The sequence below is a fragment of the Candidatus Bathyarchaeota archaeon genome (assembly GCA_026014685.1).
Taxonomy (GTDB): Archaea; Thermoproteota; Bathyarchaeia; order Bathyarchaeales; family Bathycorpusculaceae; genus Bathycorpusculum.
This window is the reverse complement of sequence record JAOZHW010000015.1, coordinates 138658-154204: the sequence shown is the minus strand read 5'-3', so window position 1 is coordinate 154204 and position 15547 is coordinate 138658. Positions and strand designations below refer to the sequence as shown.

General features: G+C 44.9%; 20 protein-coding genes and 3 pseudogenes. 20 read left to right on the top strand and 3 right to left on the bottom strand.

What is annotated here, in order from left to right:
- The first annotated feature begins 385 nt into the window (after positions 1-385).
- From rplV to NWE96_10545, 17 genes and pseudogenes are all read left to right on the top strand, one after another.
- Positions 386-871 carry a 50S ribosomal protein L22 gene (rplV, locus tag NWE96_10625; GenBank protein MCW3984427.1) on the top strand — a complete coding sequence of 162 codons (486 nt, stop codon included), beginning with the start codon at positions 386-388 and terminating at the stop codon, positions 869-871.
- Positions 872-1657 carry a 30S ribosomal protein S3 gene (locus NWE96_10620; GenBank protein ID MCW3984426.1) on the top strand — a complete coding sequence of 262 codons (786 nt, stop codon included), beginning with the start codon at positions 872-874 and terminating at the stop codon, positions 1655-1657. It begins immediately after the preceding gene.
- Positions 1658-1960 carry a 50S ribosomal protein L29 gene (rpmC, locus tag NWE96_10615; protein ID MCW3984425.1) on the top strand — a complete coding sequence of 101 codons (303 nt, stop codon included), beginning with the start codon at positions 1658-1660 and terminating at the stop codon, positions 1958-1960.
- Positions 1957-2238, top strand: a complete 282-nt coding sequence (locus tag NWE96_10610) for a ribonuclease P protein subunit (GenBank protein MCW3984424.1) — start codon at positions 1957-1959, stop codon at positions 2236-2238. Before rpmC ends, NWE96_10610 begins: the two co-directional genes overlap by 4 nt.
- Before the next feature lie 7 nt (positions 2239-2245).
- Positions 2246-2560 carry a 30S ribosomal protein S17 gene (locus tag NWE96_10605; protein ID MCW3984423.1) on the top strand — a complete coding sequence of 105 codons (315 nt, stop codon included), beginning with the start codon at positions 2246-2248 and terminating at the stop codon, positions 2558-2560.
- A 46-nt stretch (positions 2561-2606) separates the two neighbouring features.
- Positions 2607-3005, top strand: a complete 399-nt coding sequence (locus NWE96_10600) for a 50S ribosomal protein L14 (GenBank protein MCW3984422.1) — start codon at positions 2607-2609, stop codon at positions 3003-3005.
- A gap of 9 nt (positions 3006-3014) precedes the next feature.
- Positions 3015-3368 (top strand): annotated as a pseudogene (gene rplX, locus NWE96_10595) (50S ribosomal protein L24).
- A 133-nt stretch (positions 3369-3501) separates the two neighbouring features.
- Positions 3502-4266, top strand: a complete 765-nt coding sequence (locus NWE96_10590; GenBank protein ID MCW3984421.1) for a 30S ribosomal protein S4e — start codon at positions 3502-3504, stop codon at positions 4264-4266.
- Complete coding sequence (locus tag NWE96_10585) at positions 4259-4798, top strand: 50S ribosomal protein L5 (GenBank protein ID MCW3984420.1); 540 nt, start codon at positions 4259-4261, stop codon at positions 4796-4798. Before NWE96_10590 ends, NWE96_10585 begins: the two co-directional genes overlap by 8 nt.
- Positions 4799-4814: 16 nt before the next feature.
- Complete coding sequence (locus tag NWE96_10580; GenBank protein MCW3984419.1) at positions 4815-4979, top strand: 30S ribosomal protein S14; 165 nt, start codon at positions 4815-4817, stop codon at positions 4977-4979.
- Positions 4980-4996: 17 nt separating this feature from the next.
- Entirely contained in the window at positions 4997-5380 is a 384-nt protein-coding gene (locus NWE96_10575) for a 30S ribosomal protein S8 (protein ID MCW3984418.1), read from the top strand.
- 14 nt (positions 5381-5394) lie between these two features.
- Complete coding sequence (locus NWE96_10570) at positions 5395-5940, top strand: 50S ribosomal protein L6 (GenBank protein ID MCW3984417.1); 546 nt, start codon at positions 5395-5397, stop codon at positions 5938-5940.
- Positions 5940-6332, top strand: a pseudogene (locus NWE96_10565) (50S ribosomal protein L32e). The gene NWE96_10570 and the pseudogene NWE96_10565 overlap by 1 nt, the downstream one beginning before the upstream one ends.
- A 170-nt stretch (positions 6333-6502) precedes the next feature.
- The gene (locus NWE96_10560; protein MCW3984416.1) at positions 6503-6958 is read left to right on the top strand and encodes a 50S ribosomal protein L19e; all 456 of its coding nucleotides are present in this window, start codon (positions 6503-6505) and stop codon (positions 6956-6958) included.
- 1 nt (position 6959) lies between these two features.
- A pseudogene (locus tag NWE96_10555) lies at positions 6960-7547 on the top strand (50S ribosomal protein L18).
- Positions 7548-8005: 458 nt separating this feature from the next.
- Positions 8006-8665, top strand: coding sequence for a 30S ribosomal protein S5 (locus NWE96_10550; GenBank protein MCW3984415.1), 660 nt, complete (start codon positions 8006-8008; stop codon positions 8663-8665).
- Between the two features lie 2 nt (positions 8666-8667).
- Positions 8668-9159, top strand: coding sequence for a 50S ribosomal protein L30 (locus NWE96_10545; GenBank protein MCW3984414.1), 492 nt, complete (start codon positions 8668-8670; stop codon positions 9157-9159).
- An 81-nt stretch (positions 9160-9240) separates the two neighbouring features.
- On the opposite strand, the gene NWE96_10540 is transcribed toward NWE96_10545, so the two are convergent.
- Positions 9241-9810 carry a hypothetical protein gene (locus NWE96_10540; protein ID MCW3984413.1) on the bottom strand — a complete coding sequence of 190 codons (570 nt, stop codon included), beginning with the start codon at positions 9808-9810 and terminating at the stop codon, positions 9241-9243.
- 283 nt (positions 9811-10093) lie between these two features.
- Here NWE96_10540 and NWE96_10535 point away from each other — a divergent pair, with 283 nt between their 5' ends.
- The gene (locus NWE96_10535; GenBank protein ID MCW3984412.1) at positions 10094-10399 is read left to right on the top strand and encodes a hypothetical protein; all 306 of its coding nucleotides are present in this window, start codon (positions 10094-10096) and stop codon (positions 10397-10399) included.
- A 167-nt stretch (positions 10400-10566) separates the two neighbouring features.
- Here the strand turns inward: NWE96_10535 and NWE96_10530 are convergent, their stop codons facing one another.
- The gene (locus NWE96_10530; protein MCW3984411.1) at positions 10567-11085 is read right to left on the bottom strand and encodes a hypothetical protein; all 519 of its coding nucleotides are present in this window, start codon (positions 11083-11085) and stop codon (positions 10567-10569) included.
- Entirely contained in the window at positions 11073-11348 is a 276-nt protein-coding gene (locus NWE96_10525; protein ID MCW3984410.1) for a DUF2250 domain-containing protein, read from the bottom strand. The genes NWE96_10530 and NWE96_10525 overlap by 13 nt, the downstream gene beginning before the upstream one ends.
- A 155-nt stretch (positions 11349-11503) precedes the next feature.
- Here NWE96_10525 and NWE96_10520 point away from each other — a divergent pair, with 155 nt between their 5' ends.
- Together NWE96_10520 and NWE96_10515 are read left to right on the top strand one after the other, a co-directional pair.
- Positions 11504-13786, top strand: coding sequence for a PQQ-binding-like beta-propeller repeat protein (locus tag NWE96_10520; protein ID MCW3984409.1), 2283 nt, complete (start codon positions 11504-11506; stop codon positions 13784-13786).
- Positions 13787-13973: 187 nt separating this feature from the next.
- Positions 13974-14414 (top strand): Ig-like domain-containing protein, encoded by a 441-nt coding sequence (locus NWE96_10515; GenBank protein ID MCW3984408.1) that lies wholly within the window; start codon positions 13974-13976, stop codon positions 14412-14414.
- Positions 14415-15547 lie beyond the last annotated feature (1133 nt).

Here is a 15547-nt window from a genome sequence, read left to right as displayed (position 1 = left end):
GTTATGCCCAAATTGGCAGCAGGCCTGTTTGAGACACAAACCCAATCTAATTGTGCCACTATCCACAACCAGCCTGCAACCGCTAAAACCAGCCCAAACCAAAACAGAAACCAAAGCCAAGCCCACTGGTTGTTGTGTATAGCGACTTTCCACCAACAACAACTAACGAAAAAACCTAAAAACACCTAGAACTCCGCGGCAACCCGAGTTTTTTGGGTAAACTATAAAAGAGTAAATGTAATCGTGAAACTATACACCTCATGGCGTTCGAATAGTTCCTTCGCCGGAACAACCACTTGCTCAGTTTAGAGTAAAATCTTAGTTGTGATACGGAAAGCCATATAAATTGCTTTTACGTGTTTGATTGCGCATCGGAGAAATAATAATGCCAAAATGGGGCTACTCAATAATCAACGAAATGCTTAATCCAGAAAAAACAGCGAAAGCCAGCGGAAGAGAACTCAAAATATCCCACAAAGCTGCACGCGAGGTCGCCAAAGCCATCAAAGGCATGGATCTTGCACAGGCCAAAGATTTCCTCCGCGACGTAGTAGCCAAAAAAAGGCCAGTCCCATACACACGATTCACTAAAAAATTAGGCCACAAAGGCGGTATGCAAAAACGCTGCGTCGGCAGGTACCCTGTAAAAACCGCTGAACAAGTCCTCCGCGTATTGCAGGCAGCTCAAGCCAACGCCGAAAACAAGGGCCTAGATGTGGATCGCCTCAGAGTCATGCATAGCGCTGCATATCAGGGCGTTAAACTAAAGCGTTACACCCCAAGAGCACACGGCCGAGCATCACCGAAATATGACGTCTTAACCCACGTTGAAATCGTGCTCGAAGAAAAAGCCACCTCAGGAGAACAGTAAATGAGCATAGTCAAACGTTTTATAACAGAATCCATTAAACGAACAGAAATTGATGAGTTTCTGCAAAAAAAACTTGAAAGAGCCGGATATGGCGGAGTAAACTTATCCAAAACACCCTTGGGCACCCACGTAGTCATCTACGCTATGCGCCCAGGCTTAGTTATCGGCAGAGGCGGAGAAACCATCAAAGAACTCGCCGCTTCACTGGAACACAACTTTAAAGTTGCTAACCCACAGATTTCGGTTTCAGAAATTGAAGTTCCAGAATTCAACGCTCACGTCGTCGCAAACCGCGTTGCATCCGCTTTAGAGCGTGGTGTACACTTCCGACGCGCAGGTTTCTGGGCACTTAACCAAGTCATGGAAGCAGGTGCACTCGGATGCGAAATCGTCATCAGCGGAAAACTTACCACTGAACGTGCACGCTTCGAAAAATTCCGCGCAGGACACTACCCAATCGTTGGTGAACCCGCCTTACGCGCGATGAAAACAGCAGAAGTACACGTCCAACTCAAACCAGGCATGATCGGTGTCCGCGTGAAAATCATGCCTCCAGACGCATACTTCCCAGACAAAGTCACAATCATGGCACCTGAACCAAAAGAAGAAATCGCTGCACCACCCGCTCCACAAGTCGCAGCAGCACCAGCTCCAACCCCTGCGCCTGCAACTGAACCCGCAGCACCAGAACAAGCCCCCGCAGCCGAAACAAAAGAAGTCAAAGATGAACCTAAAGCTGAAGCTGCACCTAAAACTGAAGAAAAACCCGCGGAGGAAAAACAGTAAATGGCTCCAATCATGCGCATGAAAGAGATCGAAGCTCTCTCACCAGAAGCACGTGAACAGCGATTAATCGATTTACGCGTGGAACTTGCACGCATACGCACCATGGTTAACGCAGGAGGCGCAGTTGAAAACCCAACCCGCATACGCCAACTACGCAAAACCATCGCGCAAATCCTAACCGTACAAAACGAACAAGCCCTTGGGCTACGCAAGGCACCCTCAGCACCAGAAAAGAAAGAGCAAAAGCCAGCAAAAAAAGCAAAGCCCAAAAAAGAAGCAACTGAGGAGAAAACTCCCGAATGAAAATAACCCCTGACATAATCCGTTACGAATTCATCGGAGCCAAAGGCGTAGTCGCCCAAAGCCCAAACATGAACCTTATGGGCGTCGGCGGCTTAGTGGTAGGGGAAACAAGAAACACTTTCCTTCTCCAACGTGAAGGAAGAACCCGCAGCGTAATCAAGGAAGCTGCAACTTTCGATTTCACTTTCAGCGACGGTACAGTCGTTGAGATTGACGGTAAACTATTAGTCGGCCGCTCAGAAGATCGGCTAAAGAAAAGCGTAAAGAGGCTATGGTAATATGTCGATGACTTTTAAGCAACCAAAAAAGACCTGTGACGACAAAAACTGCCCATTCCACGGCACACTCGCAGTCCGCGGACGTGTACTGGAGGGCGTAGTTCACTCAGCAAAGATGGACAAAACCGTTATCGTTGACAGAGAATTCACACAGTTCTCCTCAAAGTTCGTACGATACGAACGCAGACACGGACACATCCCATCACACAACCCCCCCTGCATTGACGTCAAAGAAGGCGACCGCGTAAAAATCGCCGAGTGCAGACCACTCAGCAAAACAGTTTCTTTTGTGGTCGTTGAGAAAGTAGGAGAGGAACGATAATATGTGTGCAGCGAAAGCAAAAGGAAGAGGCTTAATCGCCAAAGGCATGATGTCCCACGGCCAAAAACTTAGCCGCGGACTAGTTGCAGGCTCAGAACTCCGATGCGCCGACAACACAGGTGCACGCGTTCTACGCTTAATTCAAGCAATGGGTTACAAAGGAAGACTCAGACGTTACCCAACCGCCACTGTCGGCGACAGAGTAACCGTTTCAGTACGCCAAGGCTCACCAGACATGCGTAAAAAAATCTTCCAAGCAATCATCGTCAGACAAAGACGTGCATTCCGAAGAGTGGATGGCGTCTGGGTTCAATTTGAAGATAACGCGGCAGTAATCATTACTCCTGAAGGCGAAATGAAAGGCTCAGAAATCCGCGGTCCAGTAGCAAGAGAAGCCGCTGAACGCTGGCCAAGAATCGCAAGCGCCTCCAGCATAATCGTGTAGGTGTAAAGAATGCAAGTTAAAAATCCTAGTAAACAAAGAAAAATGGTCTACAACGCTCCAGCTCACAAACGGCACAAAATGATGGCTGCACCACTGTCAAGTGAACTCGCAGCCCAGAAAGGAGCAAAAACCCTCCCAGTCCGCAAAGGCGACACTGTACGCATCTTACGCGGCGACAACAAAGGATTCGAGGGCAAAGTTTCGCGTGTAGACCTCAAAGCATACCGCATCTACATGGAAGGTTTAACACGCGAAAAAGTAGATGGAACAAACATCTTCCTAGGTGTTCATCCATCTAAAGTTCAAATTCGCACCTTAAACCTTGACGATAAATACCGCAAGGAAACCATACTGGGACGCAAAACTGCCCCAGCAAAGAAAGCAGCCAAGGCAAAGCCCGCAGCAAAAGCCAAGGCAGCAAAGAAACAAACAGAGGAAAAAGAAGCTGCACCTGAAAAGGTAGCGGAAGAAGCCTCTGAAGAAGGAGGACAATAAATTGGGTAAAAAAGGAAAAACTGCAAGGCTGAAACGTAAGCCAGCACCAGCATTCTGGCAAATTCACAGAAAAGAGAAACCGTGGGTTGTTAAGCCCTCTTCAGGTTCACATTCACTGCATAAATGTGTTCCACTGACCCTAGTGTTGCGTGATATGCTAGGTGTTGCTGAAACAAGAAAAGAAGGCAAAATCATACTTACACACGGCAAGGTTCTAGTTAACGGTAAAGTCTACAAAAAAGACGATATCCCTGTTGGTTTAATGGATGTTATCTCTTTACCTGAAAGCAACAAATACTACCGTGTTATGCCGTCTCACAAGGGATTGTATCTGGCTCCAATAAGCAAAGAAGAATCTAACTTTTCTTTGCTTAGAGTCGAAAACAAATCCACTGTCCACAACGGTGTACAAATCGCAGTTCACGACGGCTCTGTCATTCTTGTTAAAGTAGCTGACCCAAAGAACCCCGTTGAAGTAACCTACGACACATTCGACGTACTCAAAGTCTCATACCCAGAAAAACAAGTTGTTGAAACATTGAAAATCAAAGAAGGCAACTTGGCAGTTATCACAGGTGGAAAGAACGTCGGCAAAATGGGCAAAATCGTTGAAATCGAAAAAACCGAAGCCAAAAAACGTCGCCAAGCCCTAGTCATCATCGAAGACCAAAACGGAGCACGCTACCAAACCATCTTAGACTTTGTGTTCTCAATCGGAGAAGCTGCGCCAATGATTAACACGCTGGAGGCACTAAACGTTGTCTGAAGAAGCGATCCTGCAGAACTGGGAACAACACCCGATGCTTAAACCCCGCATCGAAAAAGTCGTCGTAAACCTCAACGTCGGCAAATCAGGCGAACCACTAGAGAAAGCTAACAAAGTCCTCAAAGAAATCACCGGACGCAACCCGGTTAAAAAGAAAGCCAAAGCTACCATCCGCGACTTCGGTATACGTGAAGGTGAATCCATCGCGGTGGTTGTGACCTTGCGCAAGCAGGAAGCAATTGACTTCCTCAAGAAGGTCTTTCCAGTTGTCGACAACAAACTCGCCAGACGAGCGTTCGATGTACGTGGTAACTTTAGCTTCGGCCTCAAAGAACACATCGAAATTCCAGGCGTCAAATATGACCCTGAAATCGGCATCTTCGGAATGGACATCTGCGTCACTGTCAACCGTCCTGGTCAACGAGTAAAAACCAGAAAGCGCCAAAGCAAATCCATCGGTCCAAAGCATGTCCTGACCCCTGAAGAATCGATTCTCTTCATTAAACAAACCTTAGGAGTCGAAATCGTCTAAAACAGAGTGTGAATGTATGGGAAAACAGCAAGTCAAGAAAGAACGAAAATACGGCAAAGGTTCACGTCCATGTCAAAGATGCGGTTCATACGGCCCCGTTATTCGACGTTACAATTTATATTTATGTAGGCACTGTTTTAGAGAGGCTGCCCCAAAATTAGGTTTCAAGAAATATGAGTAGGAGCTAAAAGAAAGAAAATGGACACTTTAACAAATGGTCTCGTAACCATCATAAACAACGAAACACGCAACAAACGCGAATGCATCATTAGCCCTGCCTCTAAACTACTGGGGCGAGTTCTACGCATCATGCAAGTAAACGGTTACATAGGCGAATTCGAATTCATCGATGACGGACGTCAAGGGAAATTCAAAGTCCAACTCCTCGGCAGAATCAACAAGTGCGGCCCCGTAAAGCCACGCTTTGCAGTTAAAGCCGACGAGTACGAGGACTGGGAAAAGAAATTCCTTCCCTCCCGCGACGTCGGCATCATGGTTGTCTCAACATCTCAAGGCGTCATCGCTCACAAGGATGCTGAAGAAAAGAACATCGGAGGAAGGCTCTTAGCCTTCGTGTACTAGGAGAGAAACGTTTTATGCGGCTTCCAGAAGTATCCCGAACCATTCAAGTTCCAGACGACGTAACACTCAACGTAGTCGGCAAAACAGTCAACGTTAAAGGTGCGAAGGGTAACCTAACACGCGACTTCTCTTATGCTCCAGTAGCCATTGAATGCCAAGGCAAAACCGTTCGAATTTCGGCTAAGTGGCCACGCAAAAAGGAAACCGCTCTGGTAGGAACCATCTACTCACACATAAACAACATGATTACAGGCGTTACCAAAGGCTACACATACAAGATGAAAATCGTCTTCTCACACTTCCCAATATCCGTCAAACTTCAAGGCAGAAACGTCCTTATCGAAAACTTTACCGGTGAACGCAGACCACGCAGCGTCAAAATCCTCGGCGACGTCAAAGTCAAAATCGAAGCAGAAGACATCATCCTACAAGGCGCAAACCTAGAAGACGTCAGCCAAACCGCCGCCAACATCGAGCAATCCACCAAGGTGCGCCGAAAAGACCCGCGAGTCTTCCTTGACGGTTTATACACTTATGAACGTAACGAAGGAATGGCATAATGAGCGAAAAGAAAATTACTCCATCACGAAAAGCACTCCAAGTTAGGGCACGCGCCAGAAACAAGAAGCCCAAATTCGTACGCGCTGAAAGCTGGCGCTTTGACCGCTTCAGCACCAGTTGGCGTCGCCCACGCGGACTCGACAACAAAATCCGCCGAAAAATCAAGGGTTGGCCTCCAGGACCCAGCATGGGTTATAAGGGACCAAAAGTTGCCCGATTCCTTCATCCCTCTGGCTACGAAGAAGTCATAGTTTACAACGTAGCTGACCTAGCTGGCATCGACGTTAACACTCAGGCAGTTCGCATAGCCCACACTGTAGGCAAACGTAAACGTGCAGAAATCATCGCTAAAGCTAAAGAACTTAACCTCAAAATCCTCAACCTCAAACTAACGGCGGAAACCGAAGAAGAAGCCGAAGAAGAGGAAACTGAAGAAGCAGCGGAAAGCAAAGAAGAAGAAAAAGAAACTAAAGAAAAGAAGCCCAAAAAAGACAAAGCTGCACCCAAGAAGAAAGAAGCAAAAAAAGAGAAATCAAAACCTAAGAAAGGAGAAGACAAACAATGACCAACCTAAGTGGACAGAGACGTCTAGCCGCTCAAATTCTCAAAGTTGGCCAAAACCGCGTTTGGATAGACCCTGAACGCATAGACGACGTTGAAGGCGCAATCACACGTGAAGAAGTCAGAAAACTCATTCACGAAAAAGTCATCGTTTCATTACCTGAAAAGGGCGTAAGCCGCTCACGCGCAAAAACCATCCGAGGCAAAAAACGCCTTGGACGACGCAGCGGACCAGGCAGCGTCAAAGGCGCAGGCTACGCAAAGGTTACCAAGAAAGACGCTTGGATGATCAGAATCCGATCATTGCGACGAAAACTCCGCGAGCTCAAAGCAAGCCGAGTAATCACCGAAGCCACCTACACTCAATACTACCGTATGGCTGGCAGTGGCAGATTCCAATCCATAGCCGAAATGGAACGCAACCTAAAAGCAAACGATCAGTGGAGGAAACGTTAAGATGGCAAAAAGTGCACACTACCGAGTACAACTCAGACGCAGACGTGCAGGTAAAACTGATTACCAAGCCCGTAAAGCTATGGTTATTTCAGGTAAACCCCGCCTTGTCGTGCGTCCATCACTTAAAAACGTATCAGCACAGATAATCGTCGCTAAAGCAATCGGCGATCAAACCCTTGTATCCGCTAACAGCCGTGAACTCATCAAGAAATACGGTTGGAAAGCCGCCACAGGCAACATCCCCGCAGCTTACCTGACAGGTTTGCTCTGCGGGTTGAAAGCCAAATCGGCAGGCATAAACCAAGCTATCCTCGACATCGGCATGGTTATCCCAACCAAAGGCAGCAAAGTCTTCGCTGTTCTCAATGGTGTTCTCGACGCAGGCGTTGAGGTACCTCATGGTGAAGAAAAAATCGTGGCGGACCGCAACAAGGGTGACCACATAGCAACTTATGCTGAAGAATTAGGTGTAGGCTCTGATGAGTACAAAGCCAAATTCTCCAAGTTTCTCGCTGCAGAGGTCGCGCCAGAAAAGCTTCCTGAACACTACCGCGCAGTTAAAGCCGCCATAGCCGCAGCCTTCAAAGGAATAACTATTGCTCCCGAACCTGAAGCTAAACCGAAAAAAGCATCTGCTAAACCTGCACCTGTAAAGGAGAAAGCTGCTCCACCAAAGGAAAAGGCTCCTCCAGCCAAAGCGCCAGAGGCTCCAGCTCCAGTAAAGGAGAAAGCTCCTCAACCAGCTCCAGCTGCTAAAGAAGAAGCTCCAAAGGCGAAAGTTGAAGAAAAAGCACCTGAAGCTAAAGCTGAGCCAGTAGAGGTTCCAGCAGAAAAACCTGCCAAAGCCCCCAAAGCTGCCAAAGCCGAAAAAGCTCCTGCTAAAGCTAAAGCGGCAAAAGCTGAAAAAGCCGAAGTCACTGAAGAAGCTCCAGCTAAAGAAGCTAAAGTAAAAGCGGCGCCAAAGAAGAAGGCAGCTGCAAAAGAGAAAGCTCCCGCTAAAGAAAAAGCACCTGCCAAAAAGGCAACCAAGAAGGGTGAAAACAAAGAATGAGTCAAAGAGATAAAAGTAGAGACAGCGAAAGACGCCAAGCCAGCCTAGAACAGTGGGTACCAAAAACTCGCTTGGGCAAAATGGTTCAAGAAGGCAAAATCACAAGCATCGACGAAGTCTTCCTAAGCGGAATAAAAATCAGCGAATCACAAATCGTTGACTCACTGATCCCCGACTTACAGGAAGAAGTCATCAACGTTAACCTCGTACAGAAACAAACTGACGCAGGCGAAAAATCACGCTTCAAAGCCATCGTCGCAGTAGGCAACCGAGACGGCTACATCGGCCTCGGTCAAGGCAAAGCAAGCCAAGTCCGCAACGCCATAGAGAAAGCAGCAGTAAACGCCCGACTAAACATCATCCCAGTTAAACGGGGCTGTGGTAGTTGGGAATGCGGTTGCGGTAAACCACACAGCATCCCATTCCAAGTTGAAGGTAAATGCGGTGGTGTCCGAGCAGTAATTATCCCTGGCCCAAGAGGCTTAGGATTAGTCAGCAGCGAAGTCGCCAAAGTCATCCTCGGTTTAGCAGGCGTTAAAGACCTCTGGATGCGCAGCTACGGCTCCACCAGAACCGTTCCATCATACGCGTACGCTATCTTTGACGGTTTGAAGAAAACTTACAACTTGATTACAACAACTGATTGGGTGAAGTAAACATGTCACAACAGAAAACTGAAGAATGCAAATGTCTCGTAGTAGTTAGAGTACGCGGCACTGTCAGCGCAATGAAGGAAGCCCGCGAAACCCTCGAACTACTCCGATTAACACACACTAACCACGCAGTCATCATCGACAGCAGACCAGCCTACAAAGGCATGCTCCAACGCGTAAACAACTATGTCACTTGGGGCGAACCCACAAAAGAAACCGTCGTAGCAATGCTTACAAAACGCGGACGCTTAGCAGGCAACAAAAAACTCAGCGAAGAATTCGTCCAGAAAGCCGGATTCAAAAGCATCGAAGACCTCGCAGACGCCATAGTCAACTGCAAAACTGTCTACAGCAAAATCGAAGGCGTCGAACCACGCTTCAAGCTGCATCCACCCAGCAAAGGCTACAAGGGTCAAACCAAAAACGCTTTCCGTGTAGGCGGCGAAGCGGGTTACCGCGGCGAAGCCATAAACGACCTCGTCAAACGCATGGTTTAAACCTGCGTTTCCATCTTTAATTTTTTAGATTTCAGTTTTGTTCCAGTATTCTTTAGGTTTAGTTATGAAAAACAAGGAAGATTAGTTGGTGTTTTCAAAGTTTTCTCTGATTTTTCTGGTTACTGAGAAGGTTTTGGATTCTGCCAAGTAATCTTTATGCATCGCTGAGTGAGCAATCAAGTTGCCAAGTTTTCTGTTGGCTATGTATGCTGCCGCTGCCTGCTTGGGTTGAACCACGAACGCGTAGTATGATGCGGCTGAACCCATGAGGAACCCGCTGAACCATAATGGTACAACGAAGAAGAAGAAATAGAAATTCCAAACATCCACTGCACCAAAAACTGGAACCTGCACCGGAGGCGGATAAGTCATGTTGGTCCAGTAGAAGCAGCCAAGCATAAAGTCAAGCGTGTTAAAACCAAGTCCAGACATAGCGATGGCTACAAAAAAAGCCGTAACAAGCATGATGAGGTGTTTTTTGGTTTTAGTCACCGTGAAAAAAGCTGCCATCGCTAACCCTGTAGCTAAGCCGCCGATGGCCATCGTAGCCAACCCGAAAATGCTGTAGGCGTATTTAGCGTCCATAACGATGTAGTTGTTCATGTGCCACTGAAATTCAGCGTCTTTGCCGAACCAGTCAGCCCCAATCATAACACCAATGTATAAACTGTAGCAGAGTAAAACAACGCTTAGCGTAAGGATTAATCCTATTGCAATCTGTTTTCCCCTCAAATATTCTCCCTTCCAAACAGTGAACCATAATCATTCCACTTAAAGATTATGACATGCAACCCCTCCTTTCTTTTAGCTGAATTATTTAGCAATTTAAATTGAATATTTGTTCTTACCACCTAGAAGTTGTTCCTGTAATGTCGATTTATCATGCAAAAAACATTAAATAATACTTTAAGTATCATCGGGCTTGGTGAATTGTTTGCAGAAGTGGGCAGATTTCTTGGTTTCCGCAGTAAAAACACACCCTAACGAGAACCGCATAGAATCCTTAGAGGTACATTCAGACTTCGGAAGCATGGTCAGTGAAACCGCTATAGTTTCAAGAGAAGAAGTTATCGCCAACATCAAAAAAGGTCTCACCTACTCCACTGTGTTTAGGACTGCGATGGGTAAGTGGCGGAAAGGTCAAGATGTGCATCTAGTCACTATTAACGGCGAAGATTATCTGCGCACGGATGCTGAGATTAAACCAGTCGACCAATTCGACGACGTACCCGAACTATAAGAGACCTCCATTGCAGTCCCTTTTGCTGGTTTGCAAAAGGGTGGTACTAAAGAAAGTATTCACGGATAATTGTGTCAACTATTGTCTAATTTTCTTTCTATAGGAAACCTTCCTATAAGGTCTCAGTGTTTCATTCACCTGTATTTTTTTTTTAAAAAAAAATACACTTACCTCTCGGGATAAGCATAAATAGTTATTGAGTTCTGCCATAATATGTCAAAATAGTTCTGGATCGCTTGTACGTAACACGGATTATTTGATGTTAAGGCAGCTACTTCATTTTGCATAGTACTTTTCCGATTTGAAAAAAGCGCTATATGTGCCCTATTTCCATTGTAAATCGCTATGTCTGCTGGGATAGGAAAAGAAACAAATCGAATCTCAACATCTTTACCTTTTAACTTTAAAGGTGAAAGATTTTCTGGTGAGGAAGTAACTATCCTTATTTTCACATCATCCCTGTATTTCCTTTCCCTTTCTTTCAATTTGTCTGCGATTTGAAATGAAAAATGATCCAATACAAGAATCCAATCTATTGTATGGGCGTTGAATGCACATTTGTCCAATAAGTGAGTGAATCTTTCAATTCCCGATATAAAAACAAATTCATTCTCAGTTTCTTTTGACATTTTTTCGAGAGTGACGTGTCTCGTCAATTCTGCGGTTTTTTTCTCTATAACTGACATCCAACTTTTTTTCTCTGAAGCAAAATATTTAATGTTTCAGAAATTGTGGTGGACTTATATTGATTAGGTGTTCCGATTCTTTTTTCTATCAAACCCATTTTTTGTAACTCTGTAAGAACTTGGTAGACTTCTTGACGATGGACATCTGCAGCTTCAGATATGTCTTTCACTGTAGCATACTCAAATTTGTTTAGGGTTAGAAGAATCTTTGCTTGCTTTTGGGTCAACCCTAACTCTTTTAATACCTGTGTTATTTCTTCCAAATCTCAACTTTCTCCGTTTTTTCAATTTTAATGCTTAATTGCTTTTATAATTTATTTATATTTGTCTTAGTTGTCCGAAAATTTCTTTCTTACAATATTTTATAAAGTTTTGTGGCGAATAGTACTCCCCTAAATAACATTGGGCGAGATGAAAAATGAAAAAAATATATGAAAAAAAAGTTGCAGCTATGCTGTTAATACTTGTGGTATCTTCGGTCATAACGATATTTTCAAATATGCCGATGACAACCCAAGGTCAAACAACAAATACCACAATATCTGGCAGTCTTCTCCGATATGATTATGGCCAGGCAACAGGAAATACCTCTAGGTCTTTTGCTAGTGACGGGCCTGGTCCCAGTTCCTTTAACATTGCGTGGAGAACTTGCATTCCAGGAGTATGCTCACAACCCATTGCTATAGGTGGCAGAATCTTAGTCCAAAATAACGCTGTTTACTATGGTACCGGAAACACTACATACTGCTTAGATGCGGGAACAGGTCAGATCATTTGGCAGAAACCAATTGTTGGCTCAATAATTAAACTTGACAACACCGTCTTCTTAGCAGGAAATAATGCATACAAGATATCCGATGGAACAATAGTATGGACTGCTCCCCCAGGTTTTATGATAGACGCAGGAACATTTAACGGACTGACACAACTCAACGGAATAGGTTACGATCCCTCGCTAAAGATTATTTTCACCGGCAGCATGATTAATCCTACATTACAGGCTTGGTCCCTACTTGATGCGTCGAAACCTCCGACATTGCTCTGGACTAGAGCAAACCAGACAGATTTCGGCAAATATGGTAGCGAAACAGTTGCATTAGAACATAATGGAATCTGTGTACTTACTACCTCAAATCAATATCTATTAGGTATCAATGCAACAACAGGCACCACCGTCTGGGTCACACCAACAAAAATCAGCGTGTTCACTTACGGTATGAGCGCTATAGACGGCGTGCTGGGCTTTGGATCACTTAATGGCAACTTCTACGGCTGGAACATAACAACTGGTGAACTAATCTGGAAATACAATCCAAACACACCATACCTTAACCAATTTGCTTCTTCTCCCGCTGCTGCATACGGCATGTTCTTTGAGCACAACCAAAACAATAATGTTTATGCGATTAATGCTACTACAGGAGTGCTTGTGTGGTCTGCTTCAGGACCTGGCATAGGTTACTCAAATATTATAACTGTGGCAGGCGGAAAGGTTTACGTACAGATGGGTGAAAACCAATATCAAGACCCGATATCAGGTAAGCTGTCGTATTCTAAATTCGATTGTTTCGATGCATACAATGGAACACTGATATGGTCAGCACCTGTTGAATCCGGACCCCCTTTCAATATGCAATGCAACGCTTATGGCAACCTATACCTTACTCCACAAGTTACAAAGTACAAAAATGGTACCTTCACATATGGGTATAATTTCCCAAGTCAGGGAATAACTGGCGATACAGGGACTCTCGACGAAGTTTGGTGCATAAGTGACGCTGCCCAAGATTGGGCAATGCAATACAATGACCCCTCCCACACATCCTTTGGAAATGGACCTACAACACCAACAAACGATTGGACAATCCAATTAGATGGCGGCATGGTCTCATCACCAACTCTAGTTAATGGCGTATGTTACGTAGGCACAATAAATGGAACTATATACGCAGTTGACGGAAACACTGGTGCACAAATTTGGAACTACTCTACAGGCATAATCGGCTTCAGCAGTACACTTGCAGTCGTTAACAATAAAGTGTATACAGGTGCAGAAAACGGTACAGTTCTATGTCTCGATGCAACGAGAGGAACGTTACTTTGGGCAACGAATGCTGGTTCAGGAAGGTCGACTGGTTCACCGATTGTTGCGAATGGCTGTGTCTACGTAGGAACCGCTAATGGCATAGTTTACTGCTTAGATGCTTCTTCAGGATCTGAGCGTTGGGCCTATAACACTACCGCATCGATCTCTGTAGCACCAACTATCGATACCCATAGCAACGAACTCTTTATTCCAGCGAATGTTGTAACAGGGTACGTTACCACCGGCTATATCTTCAAACTAAATGCTACTACAGGAGTGCAAATTTGGAACGTTACAGTTCCAGGCGGAAGCATTTCGGCACCTGCAACCATAGGTGCTGGCATGGTGTTTGTACGCAGCAACTACAGAACAAACTATGGATTAAACGCTACAACAGGTCAAACTATCTGGACATACGTCACTGAGGTCAATCCAGGGACTCCACAACAGGCAACTGGCGTTAGTCAAAACTGCGCTATGCTATATCAATACGGTAAGGTTTATTTAACAAACTTTTTTGGTCTTACTTGTCTCAATGCTTTTCAATGGAACAGAACTCTGGAGTACGTACCTATCGCGACAAAACAATGCTCCGGGACTATCCTATTCTTATAACAGGATATACTACGTTAATGAAAACGGTGCCCTCTACGTTGTTGACGCTCTAACTGGCGAAAAGCTTTCATATTACCAATTTAGCGGCGGCGGCGCAAACCTCCATTCAATACCGACACCATATAATGGTAAACTTTACGTTTCAACATTAACGTGGGAACTTTACTGTTTGAAAGAAGTAGCTCCAATGACAATAGCGAATACTGATATCTCGTTTGAACTGCGCCCCAGCACTATTTTTAAGGGTGAAATAGTTACAGTTGCAGGTAGCATAAATGGAGTTCATTGTGCAGTTCCGATGACTGTCTATTTCAGCAAAGGTGACAGCTCTAACCCCCTAACGATAAACGCTACAACTGACGACAACGGAGGCTTTACAGTCAAGTTTGTTCCTGACCTAGTAGGTGAGTGGTCAGTTGCCGTTTCCTGGGCAGGAGATTCTACGCACAAAGCAAGCAACAGTCAAATCCAAACCCTAATCGTCAATGAACTCGTAACACCAACACCTATTCAGCCAGTACAATCAATGGCAGATCTATACTTCATACCCGCAGTTATTGGCATAATCGTTGCAATCGCAATTGTCGGCGTTGTACTTGCATTGCTCGTCACAAGAAAGCGACCATAAAGTGAAAAACCTGTGAAAATCTTTCCCTCCCTTTTTCTTTGAAATCCAAGATGGGGCTGAGTGGGTTTCTGGTTCAATTTATGAATGTTGCGTTCGTGGTTTTGCATTTTTCTTTTCTCCTAAAGAAAACATTTGCCAGAAACCCCAGCAAACCCAACTTAGTTTCAATTTAATTTTCGGCCTTTATATAAGGGGCGGGGAGGATGTGGCAAGCAATAAACGCTTTTAGTAAGAAAAAGGAGGGAGAGGACAAGAGTCGGTTTCCTTTCTCCCTACATTTTCTTTCTGATAGCATATGGATCGGTTGCTATTGGCTGGTTAGTTTGATTTGTCGCTTGGCTTCTGCCTGCCTCAGACCTGTGACCTGCGTTGGCCTGCGAACTTTTTTTTGACTCTTATCCTCAAATGAATACAGGCGGTTTTTGTGTTATAAAATTTACGCAAATCCCTCCAAATTGAATCCCAAAAACGGGCTTCTTAGTTAACAGTCGAATTATAGCTTAACGAGTTTTTCTGCCTTTAAATAAGGGAGGGGAGGTCAGCTCTGAGAGGTCGCGTGGTTCTAACTGTTGCGGGTGCAGATTCTTCTACTGCTTTATATAAGGTGCTATAACAAAACAAAGCCTTCTCTAACTATCGACTTTTGCTCTATCTTTGGCTGCTTGCGGGTTGTATTTATCGCTAGTTTTAGCATTAATCTACGTCGTGTTGGTCAGGGATTTTCTAACCCTTTCTGTGCGATACGTTTTATAATGGCTTCATAGAGATGCGTTAATCTGGAGGGGGACATCACACGAGTGCAAAATGGAGAAGAACCAACAAGAACCGTAAATGGTTAGACCTTAAAGATTTAGGGGAAACAAAAAAATCCAAAATCACCCCAAAGGCGAAGAGTGCCATTCCCAATTTCCGCACATCCAGCAGTTACGCTAAGAAAAAGTTTGAGGAACCCAAACCCCTAATCGACATTTTCCAGGACAACAACAACATAACCATCATAGCCGAAATCGCAGGCTTTAATAAGGAAACCTTCAAGATTAATGTGAAAGATCAAAAAGTCACGCTGTCAGCCAAATCAAAAGAGCGCCGATACTATAAAAGTTTAAATTTGCCGAAGGTAGTGATTCCAGACG

Coding starts and splice junctions, on each gene's coding strand:
- NWE96_10570 (MCW3984417.1), top strand. CDS start 5,395: ATGCGGCTTCCAGAAGTATCCCGAACCATTCAAGTTCCAGACGACGTA.
- NWE96_10575 (MCW3984418.1), top strand. CDS start 4,997: ATGGACACTTTAACAAATGGTCTCGTAACCATCATAAACAACGAAACA.
- NWE96_10610 (MCW3984424.1), top strand. CDS start 1,957: ATGAAAATAACCCCTGACATAATCCGTTACGAATTCATCGGAGCCAAA.
- NWE96_10580 (MCW3984419.1), top strand. CDS start 4,815: ATGGGAAAACAGCAAGTCAAGAAAGAACGAAAATACGGCAAAGGTTCA.
- NWE96_10550 (MCW3984415.1), top strand. CDS start 8,006: ATGAGTCAAAGAGATAAAAGTAGAGACAGCGAAAGACGCCAAGCCAGC.
- NWE96_10560 (MCW3984416.1), top strand. CDS start 6,503: ATGACCAACCTAAGTGGACAGAGACGTCTAGCCGCTCAAATTCTCAAA.
- NWE96_10515 (MCW3984408.1), top strand. CDS start 13,974: ATGACAATAGCGAATACTGATATCTCGTTTGAACTGCGCCCCAGCACT.
- NWE96_10620 (MCW3984426.1), top strand. CDS start 872: ATGAGCATAGTCAAACGTTTTATAACAGAATCCATTAAACGAACAGAA.
- rplV (MCW3984427.1), top strand. CDS start 386: ATGCCAAAATGGGGCTACTCAATAATCAACGAAATGCTTAATCCAGAA.
- NWE96_10545 (MCW3984414.1), top strand. CDS start 8,668: ATGTCACAACAGAAAACTGAAGAATGCAAATGTCTCGTAGTAGTTAGA.
- NWE96_10540 (MCW3984413.1), bottom strand. CDS start 9,810: ATGATTGGGGCTGACTGGTTCGGCAAAGACGCTGAATTTCAGTGGCAC.
- rpmC (MCW3984425.1), top strand. CDS start 1,658: ATGGCTCCAATCATGCGCATGAAAGAGATCGAAGCTCTCTCACCAGAA.
- NWE96_10605 (MCW3984423.1), top strand. CDS start 2,246: ATGACTTTTAAGCAACCAAAAAAGACCTGTGACGACAAAAACTGCCCA.
- NWE96_10520 (MCW3984409.1), top strand. CDS start 11,504: ATGAAAAAAATATATGAAAAAAAAGTTGCAGCTATGCTGTTAATACTT.
- NWE96_10530 (MCW3984411.1), bottom strand. CDS start 11,085: ATGTCAGTTATAGAGAAAAAAACCGCAGAATTGACGAGACACGTCACT.
- NWE96_10600 (MCW3984422.1), top strand. CDS start 2,607: ATGATGTCCCACGGCCAAAAACTTAGCCGCGGACTAGTTGCAGGCTCA.